We start from the raw sequence: 23166 nt of genomic DNA on the forward strand, positions 1-23166 counted from the left end.
CCGCGAGATACCTCGCAATCCTTAGTGGTGACGCAGCAGATCGCGCAATGCGCGCGACTCTTCCGCCGTCGGCTGCATGGTCTGCCACGCCGACTCGTGCGACGCGAGCGCGACGAGCCGTTGCGCGGCCTTGCTGCTCGAATCGATCCGCAACGCTTCGTTGGCGTTGTGCGACGCGCACTCCCAATGTCCCACGTTGCTGCAGCCGCGCGCGAGGCTCAGCAACGCGTCGCGTTGCTGCTCTAGCGTGCTCACCTGGGCGCGCATGCTGCGCGCGTCGCGATTGTCGGGCTGCGCGGTGATTACGGCGGCGAGGCGTGCTCTGGTCGCCGCCAGATTGCCTCGTTGCAGATAGCCGTGCGCGGCTTTCAGATTGCGCTCGGCGTCGGCGCGCTGTTTGTCGGCTTGCATGAGCGGGGCGGCCATCGTGTCGGTGTCGGTGTTGGTGTTGGTGCTGGTCGACGCGAGCGCCATGCCACGCGGCGTGGGCGCGGAGATGGCCGCGCTCGATGTCTTCGTTGACGCTACGGCGCGCGCGGTCGTGACGACGGGCGGTGTCGGTCGCGCTGCGGTCGGCGTGGTCGCAACGACGGGCGTTGACGGGCGCGCTGGGACGGGCGCGGTCGCCACGACGGGTGGAGCCGATCGCGCCACGGCAGGCGCGGTCGCAACGACCGGCGGTGACGATGGCGCGATGGTCGGTGCGGTCGCCACGATGGGCGGGCTCGATCGCGCTACGGCAGGCGCGGTCACAACGACCGGCGGTGACGATGGCGCAACGGTCGGTGCGGTCGCCACGATGGGCGGTGACGATCGCGCTACGGTGGACGCGGTCGCCACGACGGGCGGTGCCGGTGGCGCGACGGGGGCCGCGTGCACGTTCGCCGGTTGCTGCCGCGCGACGACAACGGGACGCGGCCGTTGCGCGACGATCGACGCCGGCTTCGGCGCCGCGGCAACCGCCGGCGCCGCATTCTGCGCAACGTTCTGTGCAGGGGCTTGCCCAGGGTTGTCCGGGCGCACCGTGCCGAAGACCGTGACCGGCGTGTCGACGCTCGCATCGTCGTCGTTGAGTAGAACGAAGCCGACGTACACGACGCCGAGCGTCGCGAGCGCGGCTGCGGCAAGCGCGAGCGGATGCCGCCGTCGACGCCCGCCCGGCTCGAACGTCGCTTCGTCGATCAGATCGTAGGGGCTCATCTTCGTTTGCGCGGAGCGTCGCGACGAACGGTCCGCGGGCAAGCTCGCGGCCGCTGGCAGCGGTTCGAGTTGCGTGCGCGATGCGCTCGGCGCCCGGGATCGCACGGAGCGCTCGCCGGGCTTGTCGTCCGTATCGAACGAATCGATCGGCAGCGCATGGCATGCGGGACACGGCGAAAAGCGGCCCGGCAGCGGCACGCCGCAGTATGCGCAGTGATGGAAAAACGGCTGGTCGGAGGTCGTGTCGCGCGGCATGGCCGTGTCGCTCCACTGGCGCCGAAGGGCGGCGCCATCAAAAAGAATGAATGCAACGACGCCCGCAAGCGGCGTCGGCCGGACTACTGGACGACGTAACCGCGCGCCTGCATGCACGCGCCGTAGGCGGCCCAATAGCGGGTCATCGGCGGCTCGGGCGCGGGCAGCGGCGGCAGCTTCACGTTCGACGCCGCGTTGGCCTGCAGCGAAGCGGCCGCCCCATCCGACGCGCCTGGTGCCGCGGTCGCACTGGGGCCCGTTGCCGCTGCCGATGCGTTCGGCGGTGCATTCGCCGCCGCGGTGGCTGGCGCGCCTGGCGCGCTGGCGCCGGCCGCGGCTTCGTTCACCGGTTTCGCCGACGATGCGCCGCCAGGCGCTTGCGCGCCAGCCAACGGCGCGCTCGCGGCTTCGGGCGCGCTCGCGCTCCACGGCAGCGGCGTGGCTGAGAAGGAACTAGGCGGAAGCGGCGGTTTCGACGGTACGCCGGTCGACGCACCTTTGGCCGCGGGCGGCTGACGCGGCGGAATCTGCGACTCGTGGGCCATGTTGACCCCGGTCACGCGGTTTGCCTCGGCGTAGCACATCGCGTTGTCGATGCTGCGCTCGTAAGGGCTCTGACTTCGGATCGGATAGGTGACAGGCCGCCACGCGAACGCGGCAGTGCTCGTCACCAACAGCGTCAGTACGGTATATGTTCTAAATGCCATCGCAGTCACTCCCGCAGCGATGTCTCGCCTTTTTGTGTTTGATTTCGTGTCGTGCTTTCGTTCTGTGCTCGTTGCGCGTCGTGTTCGAGCTCGTTCTCATGCCTGGCGCTCGTGCTTCTGTCGCGGCCTGCCGATAGGCCGTGGCGTTGCGGTGCTTGCGCCACGGCTCCCCGGAGCGGGCACGTCGCGAATGCCGCTTTAACGAGCGTAGCACCGCGGTTTGGCCACGCGATGCATCGGATAGCGCGCGAAAACGCCATCGTGCAGTGCAATCAGGACACAATCGGCGAGGCGGCGTTGAAGATCGGGACAATCCCTGGTCGCCACGAAGGATCGTCAGGAGTCGAAGATGAAAAACCTATCGTATCGCTATCGGCCGCTTTGCGCAGCGTTCTGTCTGTCGGTGCTGTCGCTCGCCGCGCCGCTCGCGAGCGGTGCGAGCGACGCCGACATGAGCGCGGAGACGGCGGGCGAGCGCGCAAGCTTCGCGCAGGCGTTTTGCGACGTGTCGCCCGAGCGGATCGGCGCCTATAAGGAGCGGCTCCGAAAGGTCCTGACCGGTGCGACCGATTTCGATCAGCACTGGGACACGGGCTGGCACCGCGCCGACATCACCAATAGCCAGATGAACGCACTGCGCGAGCGAGATCCGAAGGAATTCGCGGCGCGCATCAAGGTCAATTGCGAACGGCTCAAGTGGATGGCGGGTAATGCGTTGCACCGGCCTGCGCAGAAGTGAAGTGAAACGAGCGCGCTGTTGGGCGACCGAAACTGGCGGATCGTGGCCTCATGCAGAAGGCTTCGCCGGTCTGAATCTCGCGCGGTTGTATTCCGCGACATGCGAAGCGACTGGAACCGGAAGCTTTTTGCATCACTCGACGGTTTCGGCCAAAAATACACATTATTATGACTTTCGCCTAATGTTCGGCTAACCGTCGAGTAGTCTGCAGATGTAACTCTCAATGGCTAACGTAATGCCGGACCGACCTTCTGCTCGGCAAGCTTCCAGATCAAACGCTGTTTGACCTTTTGCCGTTATCGTTTCGAAGTGAGGAGCGATTATGTTGAACCCGAGGACGTTCGGACACTTCCTTTGGCTCGTCCGCAAGACGTGGATAACACGCGGGCCGCGTTTGTACTACTCGCAGTTTGGAGAGGACGCGGTGTTGCGCGAGATAATCAGTCCCCGGTGCAATAAGGGTGTTTATGTCGACGTTGGTGCATACCACCCTGTCAAGTTCTCGAACACACATGCGCTTTACAAGCGTGGTTGGCGCGGCATCAACATAGACATGGATCCAGTGAAAATTGAAACGTTTTCTCTTGCGCGGTCTGGTGATGTCAATGTATGTGCGGCCGTCTCGAACGAGAAACAGCTCAAGGAAGTCTATAATTTTTCAAATTATGGGTTGACTTCGACCATAGATCCCGTAGTGGCTGCGGCCGAAGTCCAGAAGCCTATCTCTGTCCGGACCGTTGAAACCACCACATTGAACGACGTTCTCGCGCACACCCCGTACGCCGGTCAGGAAATCGATCTGCTTTCCATCGACGTGGAAGGTCACGATTACGAAGTCTTGCGATCGATTGATATCAGCACGTATAAACCAAAGATCATTATTGTGGAGTCTACACTGACTTCGATAAGGGAAGTAATAGATTCCGCCATATTTCGCTATCTGGAGGAGCGCAATTACCGACTGGTCAGTTGGACATATTTGTCGCTGATCTTCAGAGTGGAAAGATCTCAAATCTTTCGAACTCAGTTATAGCGCTACGGCTCTGCAAGTATCGTCCTTGCAGCTGCTATCAATTTCACAATCCCACTATCAACGGCCGCTGCAACGGTCCAGATATACCTGGACCGACTGGTGCCTCAGCCGTGAAGCACATTCACGAGTCCCCTCGACTTGCCTGAAGGCTGACTATCGTAACGGCCCGCGCTTATGGGGGATTTCCCTGGGTTTGACGTTTCGAGCGGGCGCTCCGCTCCCAAGTCGCTGCCTCGTCATGGCTCAACTTTGAACTTTCTGGAGCGCATCCGGAACTATAACGGCCAACGGCTGATACCCTTCATGTTTTTCCGTTGAGTCAAACGGCCTGCGTTGCCGCCGAACCGATCCTGTCGCTCTAATGTGCCGGTCTCCCACACAAGTCCTTTTCCGTTATCTAATGCGCGAGCACCGCACCCAAGTCGAGTTCATCGGCAACTTTCTTCAATCGCTTGTCGCGCGTCCAGATGGTGACGCCGGGTTGCAGGCGCGCCGACGCCAACAGTGACGTGTCGACATATCCGATGCCACGATTGAACAAACTCTCGCATTGGATCAGATAAAACGTCTCCTCGGGCGTTGCAACCGACGCACGCGGCAGATCGAGCAACGCGCCAAGCACGACGTCACGGTCACGCAGACTACCCAGCGAAATCTCGCCAATCACATAGGGATGAGCCAACACACGCTCCTCGGCAAGCAGGCCGATCAACATAGGATCAGCAGCGTTGATGTGGTCGATCCAGACTGACGTGTCGACAAGAATCATTCGGCGTCCTGCCGGCGTCGCGACACTCCCTTGATGCCCGGTTGGCTGCCGCCAAGATTTGCGAGCCGTTTGGCGGCTTCACGCTGGATCAAGGCCCTGAGCGCTTCGCGCACAAGCGCCGTTTTTTCCTCCACACCCGTATAGGCTTGGGCCTTGGCGATCAAATCGTCATCGAGCGCAATGGTCGTACGCATGGGTACCTCCATAAATGTACGCATCAATTATAGCATCTTTTGATGCCTATAACCGTGTCTTTTGTTTGTCGTAACAAGTCCGTTTTGACGCGACGTTCCGATACAGTTTGTACACAAGAACAGCGAACCGGCCTGTCGGAGGCGACGCAACGTCTCGTTGACCGCCGTAACGAGCTTCGCATGCCTCTGCATGCTCGACGATCGGTGTGCATCGACCTTGATCGCCATCTTCTCTTTCCGACGTGTCCAACATCCTGCGAATTGACTTGCATCTCCGTCAAATACTGTATAGATTAACAGTACTGTTTTTATATACAGGATCGGTCATGAACCAACTCATCCGCATCTTGAACAACGGTGACCGCGAAATGCTTGAGTGGCTGCGCAAGCATGTCGGAGACGTGCGTGTGGCTGCTGCTGCGCGACATCTGGGAGGCAACGGCAAACCCTACCTGTCCGCTGTGTGCCGCTATCTCGGCGTACGTCCACCAACGCTTCATCAACATAGCCGGCCTGTTGAAGACTGTACGGTCGGTGATAGCTATCTGGCCCAGATCCGTCAGTTGTTGGCACAGCGAAACCAAGCGTTGTTGAAGCGTCAACTTTGATGCTGCGAGTTGTCGCGCGTCCTCCGGGAAATAGCAGCATGATTAACGATTCTGCTCTTGATATGGATATCCAAGACATCAATCCTGTCGCCCTCGAACGCGCACTCCGCAGCGCGTCGCTTGACCTCCAGCAGATCATTGCAACGGTCGCAGGCCGTTACCTCGACAATGGTCGTCACCGATACTCAAATGGCGCGCGATTGCCGACGTGGCGCACGCTGCTGACAATCGACGAGCAGGTCTTTGAGAATCGGGGCTTCCAAGCGAGGCACAACGAGACTGTACGCTCGACGTTTGTCCGGTTTGAGGACAGTCGTTTGTCCGGGATGGATCTTGACGAACCTGTCGACTGGCGACGTGACGACGACAACTTGCCAGCCGTTTACCTGCTCGTGCGCGCACTGGTACAGGCCGCCGCTACCGATGTGGCCACTCAGGACTAATGTGCCGATATGAGTCGTCTTCCAATAGTTCGAGTCGCTGAGCGCGCCGGCCGGGCAAAGATGGACATTGGCTCGTGCCGTCGAGCCGTTGTTCGCAGATCCGGTCTTCAACAACCAAAGACATACACTAAGATTGCTTGAGTATGTGAATGTCATTGACGAGCGCACTCTTAAACGAGAATCGCCGAAATAGCGGACTGGCCGCCAGACATAGCCGTTGTGACTGATGGGATAAGCTGCACAATGATGTCAACGACATGTTGATGCATTGCAGTTAACGGAGGGGTGTGACATACAGGACCGGGTTGCAGGCTGTATTGCCAAAGACGCGATCGTTCATCGCCCTTGAAGCGACCACACATTTCGCTAGTCAACGAAACTCTCAATTGGTGTTCTAGACAGGTTGTGACCACCATTCACTACTTCGCAACCTCCAGTTCTGGCGGCTTCCCACGGCGGCGTTCCTTTTTGGAGCGTTTGGATCGATGGTGTCCTTCGTTGCTGTAGACCTACGACCTCGTTCCTGAACTACATTCGAGCGATTTATGTTAGCGACAGGATGATAGGGATTTCCCTGGGATTGGGAACACCGCGGTCACGTGCGCCCAAGTAGCGGTTGGAAAGGTTGCAGTGGCCGGCTCCCAAGCACGCGCCTCAGCAAGTGATGATCCGAACGCAAGCTCTTGTTTTTGTTATGAATAATCTGCGGTGGTCGCGTTCCGCTGCGGCAGCGAGTTCAAACTTAAGTGAACAAAGTTCAATGTTGAGTGAATCTCGACAGTGAGTGAACTTCGACCGCGTTCCCCGCTTCTTGAATTTGTCACTGCCCGTCCATATAATTAGCACTCGCTGCACGAGAGTGCTAACAACATCTCCGGTTGGCTCGGCCAGCCGGGTTTTTCTCAGCGTTCTTCAGTCTCAATCAGAGAGGAGTATGTATGAACCTTCGTCCTTTGCATGATCGCGTGATCGTCAAACGTCTGGATCAGGAAACCAAGACCGCGTCGGGCATCGTGATCCCCGAAGCCGCAGCGGAAAAGCCGGATCAAGGTGAAATCCTCGCAGTCGGCCCGGGCAAGCGCGACGACAAGGGCGCAGCCATTGCGCTCGACGTGAAGGTCGGCGACCGCGTCCTGTTCGGCAAGTACGCAGGCCAGACCGTCAAGGTCGACGGCAACGAACTGCTCGTGATGCGCGAAGAAGACATCATGGCCGTGGTGCAGAAGTAAGCGCAAGGTCGCTACTTCACCGGTTATATCCAAAGTATTCAAGGAGTTAGAAGATGGCAGCTAAAGACGTCGTATTCGGTGATTCCGCCCGTGCCAAGATGGTCGAAGGCGTGAATATTCTCGCCAACGCCGTGAAGGTCACGCTGGGTCCGAAGGGCCGCAACGTGGTTCTCGAGCGCAGCTTCGGCGGCCCGACGGTCACCAAGGACGGTGTGTCGGTCGCGAAAGAGATCGAACTGAAAGACAAGCTCCAGAACATGGGCGCGCAAATGGTCAAGGAAGTCGCTTCCAAGACCAGCGACAACGCAGGCGACGGCACGACGACCGCTACGGTTCTCGCGCAATCGATCGTCCGCGAAGGCATGAAGTACGTCGCATCGGGCATGAACCCGATGGACCTGAAGCGCGGTATCGACAAGGCTGTTGCAGCCGCAATCGAAGAACTGCGCAAGATCAGCAAGCCGTGCACGACCAACAAGGAAATCGCCCAGGTTGGCGCGATCTCGGCGAACAGCGATTCGTCGATCGGCGAGCGCATCGCTGAAGCAATGGACAAGGTCGGCAAGGAAGGCGTGATCACCGTCGAAGACGGCAAGTCGCTGCAAGACGAGCTGGACGTCGTCGAAGGTATGCAATTCGACCGCGGCTACCTGTCGCCGTATTTCATCAACAACCCGGACAAGCAAGTCGCCGTGCTCGAGAACCCGTTCGTGCTGCTGCACGACAAGAAGGTGTCGAACATCCGTGACCTGCTGCCGGTGCTCGAGCAAGTCGCGAAGGCTGGCCGTCCGCTGCTGATCATCGCTGAAGACGTCGAAGGCGAAGCGCTCGCAACGCTGGTCGTCAACAACATCCGCGGCATCCTGAAGACCGTTGCCGTCAAGGCTCCGGGCTTCGGCGATCGTCGTAAGGCGATGCTGGAAGACATCGCGATCCTGACCGGCGGTCAGGTCATCGCTGAAGAAACCGGCCTCACGCTCGAGAAGGCAACGCTGGCTGAACTGGGCCAGGCGAAGCGCATCGAAGTGGGCAAGGAAAACACCACGATCATCGACGGCGCTGGCGAAGCAGCGAACATCGAAGCTCGCGTCAAGCAAGTGCGCACGCAGATCGAAGAAGCGACCTCGGACTACGACCGTGAAAAGCTGCAAGAGCGCGTCGCCAAGCTGGCAGGCGGTGTTGCAGTGATCAAGGTCGGTGCTGCGACCGAAGTCGAAATGAAGGAAAAGAAGGCACGTGTCGAAGACGCACTGCACGCAACGCGCGCGGCTGTGGAAGAAGGCATCGTGGCGGGTGGCGGCGTCGCGCTGATCCGTGCACGTACGGCAATCGCTGGCCTGAAGGGCACTAACGCCGATCAGGACGCAGGTATCAAGATCGTTCTGCGCGCCATGGAAGAGCCGCTGCGCCAGATCGTCGCCAACGGTGGCGAAGAAGCGAGTGTCGTCGTGGCAGCGGTTGCTGCTGGCAAGGGCAACTACGGCTACAACGCAGCGACCGGCGAGTACGTCGACCTGGTCGACGCAGGTGTCGTGGACCCGACGAAGGTGACGCGCACGGCGCTGCAAAACGCAGCTTCGGTTGCTGGCCTGCTGCTGACGACCGACGCAGCTGTCTGCGAACTGCCGAAGGAAGATGCTCCGATGTCTGGCGGCATGCCCGGCGGCATGGGCGGCATGGGCATGGACATGTAATTCCGCTCGGGCCTCGTGGTCCGGCCGCGTGGTTGAACTGCCGCGCGTCTGGATCACGGCCGAGGCCCGGCTGGAAGTCCATGTGGGGAGTGCGCCGCGAGGCGTTTCCCCAAACGAAAAAACCCGCTTATGCGGGTTTTTTTCGTTTGGGGCCGGCGTTGATGTGCTTGCTGGCGAGCGCTTCCGGACGCCCTTTTGTCCGGATCAGGCGCCCGCGGCGTGAGCCGAGCGATGAGAGGACCTTCCGAGGCACTTTTCGCGCAGGTAGTGGAAGATCTGCGCGACGCTTTGCGCGGGGCTCAGCGTTCCCGTGTCGACGTGCAGGTCGGGATCGATCGGCGCTTCATAGGGCGCAGATACGCCGGTGAACGAGCTGATCTCGCCAGACCTCGCTTTCGCGTAAAGACCTTTGGGATCGCGGCTCGCGCACGTGGCGAGCGAGGCGGACACATAGGTTTCGACGAACTTGTCGGCTCCGATGATCGCGCGCGCCATTGCCCGATCTTCGCGTAGCGGCGAAATCAGCGCGGAAATCACGATCAGACCCGCGTCATTCATCAAGTGGGCGACGTGCGCGACCCGGCGGATGTTTTCGCGCCGGTCGTCGGGCTCGAATCCAAGGTCGCTCGCCAGACCGTGGCGGATGTTGTCGCCGTCGAGCACATAGCAGGCGTGACCGAGCGCGATCAGCTGCTCCTCGAGCGCGAACGCGAGCGTCGATTTGCCGGCGCCGGACAGGCCGGTCAGCCAGATCGTGGCGGGCATCTGATCGAACATGCGTATGCGGTCCTGCACCGCGATCTTGCCGTGGAAGCGTTGCACGAACTGGGGCGGCTCTTTCATGGATAGGTTCTCTTGGCTCTTCTGGCTCATTCGCAGTGCCAGCCTTGCCGCCACGTGCCGGCGTTGTGCAGGCTTTCGGTGGAATTGGCAATGGTAACGCGAAAGCCTTCCGGAATATCGTTCGGCAGTGGAATCGAAAATCCGCTGTATGCGCTCGGATAGCCGGCGCTCACCACATCGGGCCGCGGCTCGCCGCTGCAGCCGGTCGCGACGATCTGCGTGCCGACCCGCACCTCGAGCGGTACCTGCCGCTGCGGCTCGCTCAGGTTGACGGCCCAGCCGCACACTACGCCGTCGCGCACCGTGTCGACAAAACCGTCGAACAGGTCGACCGGCGGACGCTGCCGGCTTCGCGCGAACTCCAGATAGGTGTCGATCGGCGCGAGATCGAAGCGGCGGATCACCTCATGCACGCGCGACAGGAATGAGCCATCGATGCCGAAAACCGTCGCGCTATAGACGTGCGGATTCTCGAGCTGATTTATTTCGGACTGAATCACGCGGACCAATTCGAGCGCATTCGAAAAGACGCTGCCCGTTTCATTCGCATAGGCTTCGACGATTCGATTCGCGTCGCGGAACAGTTCGTAATCGAGGCTATTGTCGTCGATGAACTTTTGTCTGGCTGCTTCGCTGATGTGAGCTTTGCCTTTCGGCGCACCATTGGTGCGATTCGCTTCGAAACAGAACGGTAATTTCATCCCTGTCGCACCGCACAGCCGCAATAAGAATTCGCTCATGTCCTCGCAGACGCCGACGGTACCGATCTGTTCGCGCAAATGGATTTGCGCGACGGCGAGGCTCGCTTCGTTGACCGCCGGCTCGCCGCTCAGCATCTGCACGAACAGGTTCCTGCCGCCGAGCGATTCGCTGACCCACTCGTCGAGCGACAGTACGCCTTGCAGCGCCAGAGCCTCGGTCGCCGACACGCTGACGCCGCGCGTGATCTGGCCGTTCTTGCCGTTCGCCGCATACCAGTAGTGCGAGATCTGGCGCGCGAGCGGCTCGCGCAGGATCGTGCAGTAGTTGACCGGATGTTTGATCATCCGATGAATGCCATACGGGAGATGACCGCCGCCTACCTGCGTCTCGAGCAGCTTCGCGCGACAGTTTCCCCAGCCATCCTGATCCCAGACAAAGCTAATGAATTGGTCATTACCTTTATTCAAATCAAAAAACGAAATAACGGTCGAACCGCCGCATTTCGGTGGATGGATGAAAAAGGTGGGAAATGACATGTGGGGACATATGACTGATCGTGATGCGTAAAGTCTAGACAAAAGATGTCATTGGCGTTGTAACGTTTAATTACGCGGTATAACGTGTGGTTGCATCGCCGACAGCAAGATTCATGCGGCTATGCACAATAAATTGACTAAGATGCCCACGAGACGAACTGGGCGCGGCAGTAGCCATAGCTACGCGCTAATTACATTATTCAATTTGGATAAATCGAATGGAAAGTCGCACCAATCGCGAAAGTCGCATTAATGAAAAAACCGGCTGACAGCGGGTTTTTAGTCGATGCCGACAAATGGCGAGGTCAGTGCCGCGCTTCCCCCGGCGCCGCGCCCTTGCCTTGCGCGGGCGGCGTTTCGTCTTCATCGCTGCTGCGCGCCCAGAAGAAGCGATCGGGCATGTACGCCCCCATGCCGGGCCGGAACGCATTGCGCACTGCCTGATACAGATACTCCTGGCTTTCGCGCACCGCTTCCGCGGGCTCCTGGCCGTTGGCGAGAAGCGCGGCGATCGCCGCGCCGAGCGTATCGGTCAGGCCCGTCAACCGATGCGGCGCGCGGTCCCACATGTCCTGACGCAACTGGCCGTCCTCGCTGAAGAGTGTGTTGACGAGCCGATGCGTGCCGGTTTCGGTCGACAGAATGTACTCGCAGCCCTGCGACAGCAGGTGCGAGATCGCCGCGTCGAGGCTCGGCGCCTCCGCGTCGCCGTCGGGCTGCGCGAGCGCGAGCAGCGTCGCCGAGTCGGCGACTAGCAGCGTGGTTTGCGGCGCGAGCAGATCGGCGATCGCTTCGCGCAGTTCGTCGGCGGCGAGCACGTGCTCGTCGTCGAGCGTGAAGTCCGGGGCGAGGATCAGCGGGACGTCGTCGTAGTCGGCGACAACTTCCGCGATCGCGCTGACCACTTCGGCGCGCGTGCACGCGCCGACCTTGAATGCGGCGATCGGCATGTCCTCGAGCAGCATGCGCGCCTGCGTCGCGACGATGTCCGGGTCGAGCCCGGTGACTTCGTCGCAGTTCGCCGAGTCGCGCACGGTATAGCCCGTGAGCACGGAAACGCCGTGGCAGCCCATGCTGGCAAGTGTCAACAGGTCCGCCTGCAGGCCGGAGCCGCCGGTGGGGTCGGAGAGACCGAAGGTGAGGACGATCGGAGGCGTGTCGCTGGGCATGAAAATGGATAAGGAAAGCAGGATTTCGGCGCGCAATGCGCAATTGGCTCAATTATGCGGCCTAAACCGTGGAGAGGGCGTTTTTTCGCGCGGCGGGGATCGCCAGAGGCTGGCTCGCGGCCCGCTGACGCGCGGCCGGCGGGGATCGCGTTGAGGTTGCCACGCTAGCGCCGCGAGCTTGCCGAGGGCGCCCCCTATCGCGCTGCCGGGTGTCCCCACCACCATGCGGCATGACGCCGCGAGCGTCGTGCGCACGGCGCGCGGGCGCACCGCCGAAGCCCGGTCCACGCTACGATTGCGAGTTTTCGATTGCTAGGCATGGGGGCGGCAACACGGTACCATCATGGCTCCCGCTTCCACGGACTCAACGACGCGACAAAAGAATGGAATATCAAAGCTGGATGTGCCTGATTTGCGGCTGGATTTACGACGAAGAGGCCGGCTTGCCCGACGAAGGCATTGCGCCGGGCACGCGCTGGGAAGACGTACCCATCAACTGGACGTGTCCGGAGTGCGGAGCGCGCAAGGAAGACTTCGAAATGGTCCAGATCTGAAGTTCGGCAAGCCGCCGGCGTCAGCCGGTCGGTCGTTCGCGTCGCTTGATCATTGTTCCGGCGTCGCGGTTTGATGGGCTCGTGCGACACGCCGGAAGCTTCGGCCCCCAAACCGGGTCCCGAGATTCGGTCCGAACCTGAACCCTGAGCTTCGATCCCGAAAAGTCAGCGGCGTCATCCGCCGCGCAATTGCTGCAATCGCTTGATGCGTCCGGCACGCCCGGCGCCTGTCTGAGCGCGCCGGCGCGGAACATCGCCGGTCGCGTCGTGTCGCAACGGTAGTCTGTCATTGTCCCGTCGCCGGTTCGCGCGGTTTCCGCTCACTCAACACGCGGCGCGAAGCGACGGCCCCGTCAGCTTCGTGTCGCCTGCCCATGACTCTTCGATCCGCAGCACCCGTTTCCATCGATGCACTGCCGAACCCGCGCGGCGGCGCGGTCCGCCCTGCGGAACTCGCGCTCGCCGAGGCGTCGCTCGCGTTCGAGCAGCGCGACGAGAGCGGTGCCGCGCTGCTGCGCGCGTCGCATGCATTGCGCACGGCGGGCTGGCTCAGCGCGCAGCGTTTCACCGACGCCCTCGTGCGGCTCTCGCCGCTCGCGAGCGGTGAGCCAGCCGAAGCGGAAAGCGCGCGGCCAGTGTTCGGCGCGGCGCTGCGCGACTTCCGCGCGGCGCTCGAGCGTCACAATCTGCGCGAGCTCAGTTGCTCGCCGACGCTGTTCAACCACTACCGCGAGCTGTGTGCGCAACTCATCGAACCCACGCCGGGCTCCGCCGTCGCGTTCGAAGACCTCGCGCTGTGCGCGCGGCCAGTGCCGCCGGCTTCGCTGCACGCGCAATCGGCCGATCAGCTTGCCCATCTGCGGGCGCGCTACGAGCGCGCGTTGCTACCGGTGCTGCGCTCGCAGGCCGACACAGGCAGCGCGGTGGCGCTTGCGGTCACGAACGCCGCGCTCGACGAGCTCGACGCCGTGTTCACCGAACTCGCCGGCCCCGATCCGTATGACTTCTGGCGGCTCGCGCGCGCCTGCGCGAAGGCGCTGCGCGCGCGCGGCCACGCAATCCGCGATATCGAGGCGCGGCGCTTCTACGCGCGCTGCAACCTGGCGCTCGCCGATCACGCGCGCGGCATCGAGCGCGCGCCGCGTTCGCTGGTGCGCGCGACGCTCGCGCTGCTGTGGCGCGACTACGCGCTGTTCGGCGCGGCCGCGCAAGACGCCGACCAGGTCGAGGTGCTGCACGACTATGGCTTGACCGTCGACTGGCACGTCGCCGGCACGCAGTCGTCGGAAGCGCTGTGGGAGGCGGGCGCGCTCGAGGCGCAGTCGCTGCCGCACACGCGCGATCTCGGCGTGCTGAGCGTCAACGCGAACGCGTACGAAGACTTCCTGCAGACCGCCGACGCGTCCATCGAGGCGCTGGCCGCCCATGCGCGCGCGGCCGATCAGCCGGAAAAAGCCGACCCGAGCGAAGCGCTGCAGGCGGGCGACGCCGCCTACCGGCTTGGCTCGGCCGCTTGCGCGCTCGGTCTCGGTCACGTGGCGCTGCTCGCCGACGCGCTCGGTCTCGCATGGCGGCGTCGTGCGCATGCGGGCGTCGCGACGCCGGCGGTGCGCGCGCACGTGATCGTCGGCGCGCCGCCGGCCGACACGCTCGAGCAGGCCGCCGAGGCCTTGCGTGCGTCGCTGCACAAGGTCGCCGCGGGCGTTGGGCCGGCCGGCGGCAGCTTCACGCAGGCGGCGCTCGCCGCGCTCACGCGTGCGATCGAGCAGGGCGGCGCGTGAAGCGCAAGCCGGGTCGAACCAAACGCGCGACGTGGCGCGCGAATTGCATCCGCAACGCTACGACCGACGCGCGCCGAACCCGCTTAGACCCATTGTGACAAGTCACAATCCCGCTACTTCGCGACGCGCGCCGAACGTGCCGTTCTACGCGGTGTTTCGGCGCCTGATCGCGGCATGGCGCAAGTCGCGCGCGTGATAGAGTGCAACTTGATCCGGCGTCGATGGCGCGTCGCATAGCGTGCAACCCAACGCGTTGCAATGCTCAAAGCAGCCCGCCATCGCGCATCGTCTTTGCTAAAATCCGAACTATGTCCAAGAGTACCGATCGCATCAATCTGACCAACCAGTTCCTGATCGCCATGCCGAACATGGCCGATCCGACGTTTTCAGGAACGGTGGTCTACCTTTGCGATCACAGTGAGCGCGGCGCGCTCGGCCTCGTGATCAACCGGCCGACCGATATCGACCTGCAGGCGCTCTTCAATCGCATCGATCTGAAGCTCGAGATCGAACCGCTTCTCCATGTCCCCGTGTATTTCGGCGGCCCGGTGCAGACCGAGCGCGGCTTCGTGCTGCACGATCCGAAAGGCGGCAGCGCATACACGTCGTCGATGTCGGTGCCGGGCGGGCTCGAAATGACCACGTCGAAAGACGTGCTCGAGGCCGTCGCGAGCGGCAACGGTCCGGAGCGTTTCCTGCTGACGCTCGGCCACGCCGGCTGGGGCGCGGGTCAGCTCGAAGACGAAATCTCCAAGAACGGCTGGCTCACGGTCGAGGCCGATCCGAAGATCGTTTTCGACGTGCCCGCCGAAGATCGTCTCGAAGCGGCGCTCGCGCTGCTCGGCGTGTCGTTGTCGATGCTGTCGGGCGAGGCCGGGCACGCATGAGGGGCCGCGCATGAATCTGCCGGCCGGACGTGAGGCGACGCTGCTTGCGTTCGACTACGGAGAGAAACGCATCGGCGTGGCAGTCGGCAATTCGCTGACGCGCCGCGCGCGGCCGCTCGTCGTCGTGCAGAACCGCAGCAGGGAGTACCGCTTCGAAGCGCTCGGCAAGCTGATCGCCGAATGGAAGCCCGATGCCCTGGTGGTCGGCCTGCCGATGCACCCCGACGGCACACCGCACGAGCGCACGCAACTCGCGAAGCGCTTCGGCAACCAGCTGAACGGCCGCTTCAATCTGCCGGTCACGTGGGTCGACGAGCGCTACTCGTCGGTCGAGGCCGAGGCGGAAATCCGCGCCGGCAATGCCCGCGCCGACATGCTCGACGCCGAAGCCGCGAGCATCATCCTCCAGCAATATCTAGACGGACTTTCCGACGATCATGAGTTCCATTGACGCCGAAGCGCTGTATCGCGCGTTGCTCGACCAGATTCGAGCGGCGTATGGCGACCAGCTCGCCGCCACGCAAGCCGGTGCCGACGCGGCGGTACTGGCGGGTATCCATAGCGGCGGCGCGTGGCTCGCCGAGCGGCTCGCGCGCGACCTGAAACTGCCGAGCTTCGGCGTGGTGAACGTCGCGCTGCATCGCGACGACTACGCGAAGAAAGGGCTGCACGCGCAAGCAAGCCCGACCTCGCTACCGTTCGCGGTCGATGGCCACCGCATCGTGCTGGTCGACGACGTGCTGTACACCGGCCGCACGATTCGCGCGGCGCTCAACGAGCTGTATGACTATGGCCGGCCGGCATCGGTCGAACTCGCGGTGCTCGCCGATCGGGGCGGACGCGAGTTGCCGGTGGCGGCGCGCTTCGTCGGTGGCGTGGTCGACGTACCCGCCGATGCGACGCTCGTGCTGGCCCGTGAAGACGACGGCGCGGGCGGCCAGCGGTTTTCTTTTCACACTGAAGCGCGCGTCGATTGAAACGCGCGTGAGCGGCGTGTCGACGCGACCTCGATCACGTTGAAGCCCGTATTTGAAGCAGGTACATCATGAACACCGCCACCCCGGCCCCGCAAGATTCCTCCGTTAGCGCATCCGAGCGCTTCCGCTACGGCTTCCTGAAGGGCAACCCGCAGCTCACGAAGAGCGGCGAGCTCAAACATCTGCTGTCGATCGAGGGGTTGCCGAAGGCCATCGTCAATCACATTCTCGAGACCGCCGACCAGTTCGTCAGCGTGACCGATCGCGAAGTGAAGAAGGTGCCGCTGTTGCGCGGCAAGTCGGTGTTCAACCTGTTCTTCGAAAACTCGACGCGCACGCGTACCACGTTCGAGATCGCGGCCACGCGGCTGTCGGCCGACGTGCTGAATCTGAACATCAACGCGTCGTCGACCAGCAAGGGCGAATCGCTGCTCGACACGATCAACAACCTGTCGGCGATGCACGCGGATCTGTTCGTCGTGCGTCATGCGTCGAGCGGCGCGCCGTTCCTGATCGCGCAGCACTGCGCGCCGCACGTGCACGTGATCAACGCCGGCGACGGCCGTCACGCGCACCCGACGCAGGGTCTGCTCGACATGTACACGATCCGCCACTACAAGAAGGACTTCACGAAGCTGCGCGTCGCGATCGTCGGCGACATCCTGCATTCGCGCGTCGCGCGCTCGGACATTCATGCGCTGACCACGCTCGGCGTGCCCGAAGTGCGCGCGATCGGTCCGCGCACGCTGCTGCCGGGCGGCCTCGAACAGATGGGCGTGCGCGTGTTCCACAACCTCGACGAAGGTCTCAAGGATGTCGACGTGATCATCATGCTGCGCCTGCAGAACGAACGCATGAGCGGCGCGCTGCTGCCGTCGTCGCAGGAGTACTTCAAGAGCTGGGGGCTCACGCCCGAGCGTCTCGCGCTCGCCGCCCCCGATGCGATCGTGATGCACCCCGGCCCGATGAACCGCGGCGTCGAGATCGACTCGCAGGTCGCGGACGGCCCGCAATCGGTGATCCTGAATCAGGTCACGTTCGGTATCGCGGTGCGCATGGCGGTGATGGGGATCGTCGCGGGCAATAACGACTAAGCAACGACTGATCGGGAAGCCGAACGATAGGCTGAACCACAGGTTTAACAAAGGCAGCGCATGAAGATTCATATTCAAGGCGGCACGCTGGTCGATCCGGCAGCGGGCACCGAACAGCAGCAGGATATCTTTATCGAGGCGGGCAAGATCGCTGCCTTGGGCAACGCGCCGGCCGGCTTCCAGGCGGAGCGCACGCTCGACGCACGCGGTCTGTCGATCGCGCCGGGTCTCGTTGACCTGTGCGCGCGTTTGCGCGAGCCGGGGTACGAGCACAAGGCGACGCTCGGCTCGGAAATGGCCGCGGCGCTCGCGGGCGGCGTGACGAGCCTCGTATGTCCGCCGGACACCGATCCGACGCTCGACGAACCGGGCCTCGTCGAAATGCTGAAGTTCCGCGCGCGCAATCAGAACAAGGCGCACGTGTATCCGCTCGGCGCGCTGACGGTCGGTCTCAAGGGGCAGGTCATCACCGAGATGGTCCAGCTGACCGAGGCGGGCTGCGTCGGCTTCTCGCAGGCCGACACGCCGATCGTCGATACCCAGGTGCTGATGCGCGCGCTGCAATACGCGAAGACCTATGATTTCACCGTGTGGCTGCGTCCCGTCGATGCGTATCTGGGCAAGGGCGGCGTCGCGGCGAGCGGCGCGCTGGCGTCGCGGCTCGGGCTGTCGGGTGTCCCGGTGGCGGCCGAAACGATCGCGCTGCATACAATCTTTGAACTCGTGCGCGTAACCGGCGCGCGCGTGCATGTGTCGCATGTGTCGTCGGCGGCGGGCGTGGCGCTCGTGCGCGCGGCGAAGGGCGAGGGCCTGCCGGTGTCGTGCGACGTCACCGTGAACCACGTGCATCTGATCGACCTCGACATCGGTTACTTTGACGCGCAGTTCCGGCTCGATCCGCCGCTGCGCCAGCAGCGCGATCGCGAAGCGATCCGCGCGGGCCTCGTCGACGGTACGATCGATGCGATCTGCTCCGCGCACACGCCGGTCGACGACGACGAAAAGCTGCTGCCGTTCGCCGAAGCGACGCCGGGCGCAACCGGCCTCGAACTGTTCCTGTCGCTGACGGTGAAGTGGGCCGACGAAGCGGGCGTGCCGCTCGCGACCGCGTTCAATCGCATCACCGCGGCGCCGGCGCAGGTGCTCGGCCTCGAAGCGGCTGGCCGCATCGCGCTCGGCGCGGTGGCCGATCTCTGCGTGTTCGACCGTCACGCTCACTGGCGCGTCGAGCCGCGTGCGCTGAAGAGCCAGGGGCACAACACGCCGTTCCTCGGCTACGAGCTGCCGGCACAGGTGCGCGCGACCGTCGTGTCCGGTCAGCTCGCCTACGAACAGCGCTGAGCGGTATCGTTTCGGTCCAGTCAAGGAAAGCTCCGGCCATGAAGCTCGCGTTACGCAAGGTCCGTCTCATCACGCATCTGCTGCACGGTATGTGGACCGTCGCGACGCGCTTTCCGAACGCGAGCGCCGAGCGGCGTCACGCGCTCAATCGCGCGTGGTCGCTGAAGATGCTGCGGCTGTGCGGCATGCGCCTCGTCGTGCATAACGACGCGGTGCGGCTCGATCGTGGCGTGCTCGTCGTCGCCAATCACATCTCGTGGATCGACATCTACGTAATCAACGCGTGGCGGCCGACGCCGTTCGTCTCGAAGGCGGAGATCCGGCAATGGCCGGTGGTCGGATGGCTCGCACAGCAGCTCGATACGGTGTTCATCCAGCGCGAGAAGCGCAGTGACGCGAAGCGCATCATGCACGAACTCGCCGCACGGCTCAGCGCGGGCGAACTGATGTGCGTGTTCCCCGAAGGCACGACGTCGAACGGGCTCGAGTTGCTGCCGTTTCACGCGAACATGTTCCAGGCCGCGGTGTCGGCCGGTGTGCCGGTGCAGCCGCTGTGCATCATGTACGAGGACGCGCAGGGCCGGCAGTCGACGGCACCCGCATATATCGACGACGTGTCGTTGTCCGACTCGCTCGACATGCTGTTGCGTGGCGGTCCGCTGACCGCCCACGTATATGTTGGCGCACCGCTCGCGCCGGACGCGGACCGGCGGGTGCTCGCGGCGCAGGCTCAGCAGGTGGTGGCGAACGCGTTGCGGGACATGCAGGCCGGCAACGCAGTGGCGGGGACGGTCGCGCAAGAGGGCGACGTCGTAGATGCTGCGTCGTCGAGCGACGCCGCTGAGACGGCGGAAACGCTGATCGAGCCCGTCGATCAGCCGCGCCGCTCGGTCTAAGCGGCGGCGCTGCCGGGCAGCGTCGCCGTCTTCTGGTTAGTTGCCCCCGCGCGGCACGCCGAGCGAATCGCAATCGACTTGCGTCAACGTCCGCTCAGCCGGGTTTTTCGCGAGCCGTACCGCCGACAGCTTCTGCCCCCACACGCAACCCGAGTCGAGGCCGATCAGGTTGTCGCGCAACATCAGGCCGAGCGCGGCCCAATGACCGAACACGACGGTCACATCGGCGGTCTGGCGCGACGGCACGTCGAACCACGGCATGCAGCCGCTCGGCGTGGATGCGAGCGTGCCGCTGCTGCTGAAATCCATCACGCCATCGGCGCTGCAAAAGCGCATGCGCGTCAACGCGCTGCACGTGACGCGCAGACGCTCGATACCCTTCAGGCCCGGCTTCCAGCGGTTCGGTTCATTGCCGTACAAGCCGGCAAGCGTCTCTTTCCAGTTCGGCGCACGCAGTGCGCGTTGCAACTCGTCGGCGAGTTCGAGCGTCAGCGTCGCATCCCATTGCGGCAGCACGCCCGCATGCACCATCAGCATGCCGTTGTCGAAATGCGCGAGCGGGCGGTGGCGTATCCACTCGAGCAGATCGGCGGCATCGGGCGCGGCGAGGATGTCTTCGATCGTGTCGCCTTTCTTCGACTTGCGAATCCCCGCCGACACCGACAGCAGATGCAGATCGTGATTGCCGAGCACCGGCACCGCGCGCTCGCCGAACGCGATCACGTCGCGCAAGGTGTCGAGCGAGTCGGGGCCGCGGTTGATCAGATCGCCGGCGAACCACAGCGGTGTGCCGTCCGGCGGCGCGGCTTTGGCCAGCAGTTGCCGAAACGGTGCGCGGCAGCCTTGCAGATCGCCGAAAGCAAGAGGGACGAGGGGAGCGGAGGTACTGGAAGCGTTGAGGGGTGTCATCGAGGAAATCAAGGCGATTCGATACGCGCGGTGCCGCACGACGCGTGCCACGCTGGGCAGAGCAGCAAGATAGCGTGACATAATAGCCCGTTTGGGGTTCGGGTATCGCGCGATCACGTTGCGGGACGCGGGTGGAACACCGCCGTAACACGGCACCGCGGCAACCACGCATGGACCGCGCGCGATTCCAATACAACAACAGGATGACTCTCTCGTGAACGAAGCCAGCATGTCGTCTTCCGCGGCGAAGCAATCATTTCGCACGCTCGTCACCGGTGCGAACGGTTTTACCGGCCGCTATCTGGTCGAGAAGCTGACCGGGCGCGGCCATACCGTGATCGAAGCGGTGTCCGGCCGCGACGAGCCCGACACGCCGACACGCGTCAAACTCGACATCACCTCACCGGAAGACTGCCGGCGCGTGCTCGAAACCGTGCGGCCCGATTTCATCGTGCATCTGGCCGCGATCAGCTTCGTGGGGCACAACGATCCGCTCGACTTTTATCGCGTCAACGTGATCGGCACGCAGAACCTGCTCGAAGCCTGTGTCGCGATTGGCCATGTGCCGCGCAAGCTGCTGATCGTAAGCAGCGCGAACGTGTACGGCAACGTCAGCAGCGCCGCGATCGACGAGAGCTTCCCGCTTATGCCGGTCAATCATTACGCGGCCAGCAAAGCGGCCATGGAAGCGCTGGTGCGCACATGGTTCGACCGCCTGCCGATCCTGATCGTGCGGCCGTTCAACTACACCGGCCGCGGCCAGGCGGTGAACTTCCTCGTGCCGAAGATCGTCAGCCACTTCGCGCGGCGCGCGGCATCGATCGAACTCGGCAATATCGACATCGCGCGCGACTTCTCTGACGTGCGTTATGTGGCGAGCGCGTACGAGGCGTTGCTCGACTCCAATGTCGCCGCCGAAATCGTCAACGTCTGCACCGGCACCCCGTATTCGTTGCGGGAAATCCTCACGACCGCGAGCGAACTCACCGGTCACGACATCGAGGTCCAGGTCAATCCCGCCTTTGTCCGCCAAACGGACGTCAAGATGCTTGCCGGTTCGCCCGCCAAATTGCACTCGCTGGTGCCGGCCGTCGAGTCGATCCCTTTCATCGATACGCTGCGCTGGATGCTCGCGGCCTGAGCGCGCTCGCGCGAGCAACCGCCTGACGGTCTGCACCGAAGGGCCGCGTTTGCGGCCTTTCATGACGCTTTCGCCGTTCTTCTTCTTCGTTTCCCACTCTTTCCGCGCCGCGCCGCACAGTATGTGGCGCACATCATTACAGGCGCCAAAATGCGCGTAATCGCACCGAAAAGCCCCTTTTCACAGACCAACGGCAACGAATTCTGTCAAGCTGTTTCAAGTTGTTAGGGTTCTGCTTTTTGCACTGGGCGGCTTTATAATTGGGGATTCATAAAATTGGCGTCTGAGTGTCCCCTCTCCGGGGAACGCGACGGACGACCAGAGAAACGGACACCACGCGGGGTGAACAGGTCGCAAGCTCTTCGCCGCCTGTCACTAACATCGACAAGGGAATTACATGATCCTGGTAACGGGCGGTGCCGGCTTTATCGGCGCTAATTTCGTGCTCGACTGGCTGAATGCGTCGGACGAAGCGGTGCTCAACGTAGACAAACTGACCTACGCCGGCAACCTGGGCACGCTGAAGTCGCTACAGGGCAATCCCAAACACATTTTCGCGCGCGTCGACATTTGCGATCGCGCCGCGCTCGATACGCTATTGGCCGAGCACAAGCCACGCGCCGTGCTGCATTTCGCGGCCGAGAGCCATGTGGATCGCTCGATCCACGGTCCGGCCGATTTCGTGCAAACCAACGTCGTCGGCACCTTCACGCTGCTCGAAGCGACGCGCAGCTACTGGAACACGCTGGGCGTTGCGCAGCGCGCCGCGTTCCGCTTCCTGCACGTGTCGACCGACGAAGTGTTCGGCTCGCTGTCGGCAACCGATCCGCAGTTCTCCGAAACTACGCCTTATGCGCCGAATAGCCCCTATTCGGCGACCAAGGCCGGTTCGGATCACCTCGTGCGCGCCTACCACCACACGTACGGCCTGCCGGTGCTGACCACCAACTGCTCGAACAACTACGGCCCGTACCAGTTCCCCGAAAAGCTTATTCCGCTGATGATCGCCAACGCGCTCGGCGGCAAGCCGCTGCCCGTGTATGGCGACGGGCAGAACGTGCGCGACTGGCTGTACGTCGGCGACCACTGCAGCGCGATCCGTGAAGTGCTCGCGCGCGGCACGCCGGGCGAGACGTACAACGTCGGCGGCTGGAACGAGAAGAAGAATCTCGAGGTCGTGCACACGCTGTGCGACCTGCTCGACCAGCAGCGCCCGAAGGCGGCCGGCTCGTATCGCGACCAGATTGCCTATGTGAAAGATCGTCCGGGTCACGACCGCCGTTACGCGATCGACGCTCGCAAGCTCGAGCGCGAACTCGGCTGGAAGCCGGCGGAAACGTTCGAGACGGGGCTCGCCAAAACGGTCCAGTGGTATCTCGACAACCAGCAATGGGTCGACGAAGTCGCTTCGGGCGAATACCGGAAGTGGGTCGAGACCAACTACGCGCAGCGCGCGTAAAGGCAC

At 63.1% G+C, this 23166-nt stretch carries 25 protein-coding genes; 17 read left to right on the plus strand and 8 right to left on the minus strand.

Annotation, left to right across the window (positions count from 1 at the left end):
- Positions 1–21 precede the first annotated feature (21 nt).
- Together OKW29_RS38630 and OKW29_RS38635 are read right to left on the minus strand one after the other, a co-directional pair.
- Complete coding sequence (locus OKW29_RS38630) at positions 22–1455, minus strand: hypothetical protein (protein ID WP_429294588.1); 1434 nt, start codon at positions 1453–1455, stop codon at positions 22–24.
- 83 nt (positions 1456–1538) lie between these two features.
- Positions 1539–2162, minus strand: coding sequence for a hypothetical protein (locus OKW29_RS38635; RefSeq protein WP_429294589.1), 624 nt, complete (start codon positions 2160–2162; stop codon positions 1539–1541).
- Positions 2163–2511: 349 nt separating this feature from the next.
- Between OKW29_RS38635 and OKW29_RS38640 the strand changes: the two genes are divergently transcribed.
- Together OKW29_RS38640 and OKW29_RS38645 are read left to right on the plus strand one after the other, a co-directional pair.
- On the plus strand, positions 2512–2901 hold the full coding sequence (locus tag OKW29_RS38640) for a hypothetical protein (protein WP_429294590.1): 390 nt from the start codon (positions 2512–2514) through the stop codon (positions 2899–2901).
- Positions 2902–3223: 322 nt separating this feature from the next.
- Positions 3224–3934: an FkbM family methyltransferase gene (locus OKW29_RS38645; protein WP_429294591.1), complete on the plus strand. Its 711-nt coding sequence runs from the start codon at positions 3224–3226 to the stop codon at positions 3932–3934.
- A 397-nt stretch (positions 3935–4331) separates the two neighbouring features.
- Here the strand turns inward: OKW29_RS38645 and OKW29_RS38650 are convergent, their stop codons facing one another.
- Together OKW29_RS38650 and OKW29_RS38655 are read right to left on the minus strand one after the other, a co-directional pair.
- Complete coding sequence (locus tag OKW29_RS38650; protein WP_429294592.1) at positions 4332–4703, minus strand: type II toxin-antitoxin system VapC family toxin; 372 nt, start codon at positions 4701–4703, stop codon at positions 4332–4334.
- Positions 4700–4897: a type II toxin-antitoxin system VapB family antitoxin gene (locus OKW29_RS38655; protein WP_429294593.1), complete on the minus strand. Its 198-nt coding sequence runs from the start codon at positions 4895–4897 to the stop codon at positions 4700–4702. Before OKW29_RS38655 ends, OKW29_RS38650 begins: the two co-directional genes overlap by 4 nt.
- 326 nt (positions 4898–5223) lie before the next feature.
- On the opposite strand from OKW29_RS38655, the gene OKW29_RS38660 reads away from it, so the two are divergent.
- The 4 genes from OKW29_RS38660 (at position 5224) to groL (ending at position 8871) form a co-directional block, all read left to right on the plus strand.
- Entirely contained in the window at positions 5224–5505 is a 282-nt protein-coding gene (locus OKW29_RS38660) for a hypothetical protein (protein ID WP_187627382.1), read from the plus strand.
- A gap of 38 nt (positions 5506–5543) precedes the next feature.
- Positions 5544–5948, plus strand: coding sequence for a DUF2471 domain-containing protein (locus OKW29_RS38665; RefSeq protein ID WP_429294594.1), 405 nt, complete (start codon positions 5544–5546; stop codon positions 5946–5948).
- Positions 5949–6886: 938 nt separating this feature from the next.
- Positions 6887–7177, plus strand: a complete 291-nt coding sequence (gene groES / locus OKW29_RS38670) for a co-chaperone GroES (RefSeq protein ID WP_008923887.1) — start codon at positions 6887–6889, stop codon at positions 7175–7177.
- 53 nt (positions 7178–7230) lie between these two features.
- A complete protein-coding gene (groL, locus tag OKW29_RS38675) occupies positions 7231–8871 on the plus strand; it encodes a chaperonin GroEL (RefSeq protein WP_429294595.1) in 1641 nt (546 codons plus the stop codon).
- Between the two features lie 204 nt (positions 8872–9075).
- Here the strand turns inward: groL and cysC are convergent, their stop codons facing one another.
- Together cysC and OKW29_RS38685 are read right to left on the minus strand one after the other, a co-directional pair.
- Complete coding sequence (gene cysC / locus OKW29_RS38680; protein ID WP_429294596.1) at positions 9076–9714, minus strand: adenylyl-sulfate kinase; 639 nt, start codon at positions 9712–9714, stop codon at positions 9076–9078.
- A gap of 26 nt (positions 9715–9740) precedes the next feature.
- Positions 9741–10760, minus strand: coding sequence for a chondroitin 4-O-sulfotransferase (locus OKW29_RS38685; RefSeq protein WP_429294597.1), 1020 nt, complete (start codon positions 10758–10760; stop codon positions 9741–9743).
- On the opposite strand from OKW29_RS38685, the gene OKW29_RS38690 reads away from it, so the two are divergent.
- Positions 10749–10949: a hypothetical protein gene (locus tag OKW29_RS38690; RefSeq protein ID WP_429294598.1), complete on the plus strand. Its 201-nt coding sequence runs from the start codon at positions 10749–10751 to the stop codon at positions 10947–10949. The two genes, OKW29_RS38685 and OKW29_RS38690, sit on opposite strands and share 12 nt — an antisense overlap.
- A 308-nt stretch (positions 10950–11257) precedes the next feature.
- On the opposite strand, the gene OKW29_RS38695 is transcribed toward OKW29_RS38690, so the two are convergent.
- The gene (locus OKW29_RS38695) at positions 11258–12121 is read right to left on the minus strand and encodes a hydroxymethylpyrimidine/phosphomethylpyrimidine kinase (RefSeq protein WP_429294599.1); all 864 of its coding nucleotides are present in this window, start codon (positions 12119–12121) and stop codon (positions 11258–11260) included.
- A 383-nt stretch (positions 12122–12504) separates the two neighbouring features.
- Here OKW29_RS38695 and OKW29_RS38700 point away from each other — a divergent pair, with 383 nt between their 5' ends.
- The 8 genes from OKW29_RS38700 (at position 12505) to OKW29_RS38735 (ending at position 19651) form a co-directional block, all read left to right on the plus strand.
- Positions 12505–12675, plus strand: coding sequence for a rubredoxin (locus OKW29_RS38700; RefSeq protein ID WP_006047743.1), 171 nt, complete (start codon positions 12505–12507; stop codon positions 12673–12675).
- A 374-nt stretch (positions 12676–13049) separates the two neighbouring features.
- Positions 13050–14456, plus strand: a complete 1407-nt coding sequence (locus tag OKW29_RS38705) for a hypothetical protein (RefSeq protein ID WP_429294600.1) — start codon at positions 13050–13052, stop codon at positions 14454–14456.
- Positions 14457–14764: 308 nt separating this feature from the next.
- Positions 14765–15343, plus strand: a complete 579-nt coding sequence (locus OKW29_RS38710; protein ID WP_090803272.1) for a YqgE/AlgH family protein — start codon at positions 14765–14767, stop codon at positions 15341–15343.
- Positions 15344–15353: 10 nt separating this feature from the next.
- The gene (gene ruvX, locus OKW29_RS38715; protein WP_184038467.1) at positions 15354–15794 is read left to right on the plus strand and encodes a Holliday junction resolvase RuvX; all 441 of its coding nucleotides are present in this window, start codon (positions 15354–15356) and stop codon (positions 15792–15794) included.
- On the plus strand, positions 15781–16320 hold the full coding sequence (gene pyrR / locus OKW29_RS38720) for a bifunctional pyr operon transcriptional regulator/uracil phosphoribosyltransferase PyrR (protein WP_429294601.1): 540 nt from the start codon (positions 15781–15783) through the stop codon (positions 16318–16320). The genes ruvX and pyrR overlap by 14 nt, the downstream gene beginning before the upstream one ends.
- A 68-nt stretch (positions 16321–16388) precedes the next feature.
- Positions 16389–17414: an aspartate carbamoyltransferase catalytic subunit gene (locus tag OKW29_RS38725; RefSeq protein WP_429294602.1), complete on the plus strand. Its 1026-nt coding sequence runs from the start codon at positions 16389–16391 to the stop codon at positions 17412–17414.
- 60 nt (positions 17415–17474) lie between these two features.
- A complete protein-coding gene (locus OKW29_RS38730) occupies positions 17475–18755 on the plus strand; it encodes a dihydroorotase (protein WP_429294603.1) in 1281 nt (426 codons plus the stop codon).
- A 38-nt stretch (positions 18756–18793) separates the two neighbouring features.
- Positions 18794–19651 carry a lysophospholipid acyltransferase family protein gene (locus OKW29_RS38735; protein ID WP_187615921.1) on the plus strand — a complete coding sequence of 286 codons (858 nt, stop codon included), beginning with the start codon at positions 18794–18796 and terminating at the stop codon, positions 19649–19651.
- A gap of 36 nt (positions 19652–19687) precedes the next feature.
- On the opposite strand, the gene OKW29_RS38740 is transcribed toward OKW29_RS38735, so the two are convergent.
- Positions 19688–20560 (minus strand): symmetrical bis(5'-nucleosyl)-tetraphosphatase, encoded by an 873-nt coding sequence (locus OKW29_RS38740; RefSeq protein WP_429294604.1) that lies wholly within the window; start codon positions 20558–20560, stop codon positions 19688–19690.
- Positions 20561–20789: 229 nt separating this feature from the next.
- Between OKW29_RS38740 and OKW29_RS38745 the strand changes: the two genes are divergently transcribed.
- Both OKW29_RS38745 and rfbB read left to right on the plus strand, forming a co-directional pair.
- Entirely contained in the window at positions 20790–21701 is a 912-nt protein-coding gene (locus OKW29_RS38745; RefSeq protein WP_429294605.1) for a GDP-mannose 4,6-dehydratase, read from the plus strand.
- Positions 21702–22098: 397 nt separating this feature from the next.
- Entirely contained in the window at positions 22099–23160 is a 1062-nt protein-coding gene (gene rfbB, locus OKW29_RS38750; protein ID WP_429294606.1) for a dTDP-glucose 4,6-dehydratase, read from the plus strand.
- The last annotated feature ends 6 nt before the right edge of the window (positions 23161–23166 follow it).

The organism is Paraburkholderia sp. CI3 (assembly GCF_050436505.1).
Classification (GTDB): domain Bacteria; phylum Pseudomonadota; class Gammaproteobacteria; order Burkholderiales; family Burkholderiaceae; genus Paraburkholderia; species Paraburkholderia tuberum.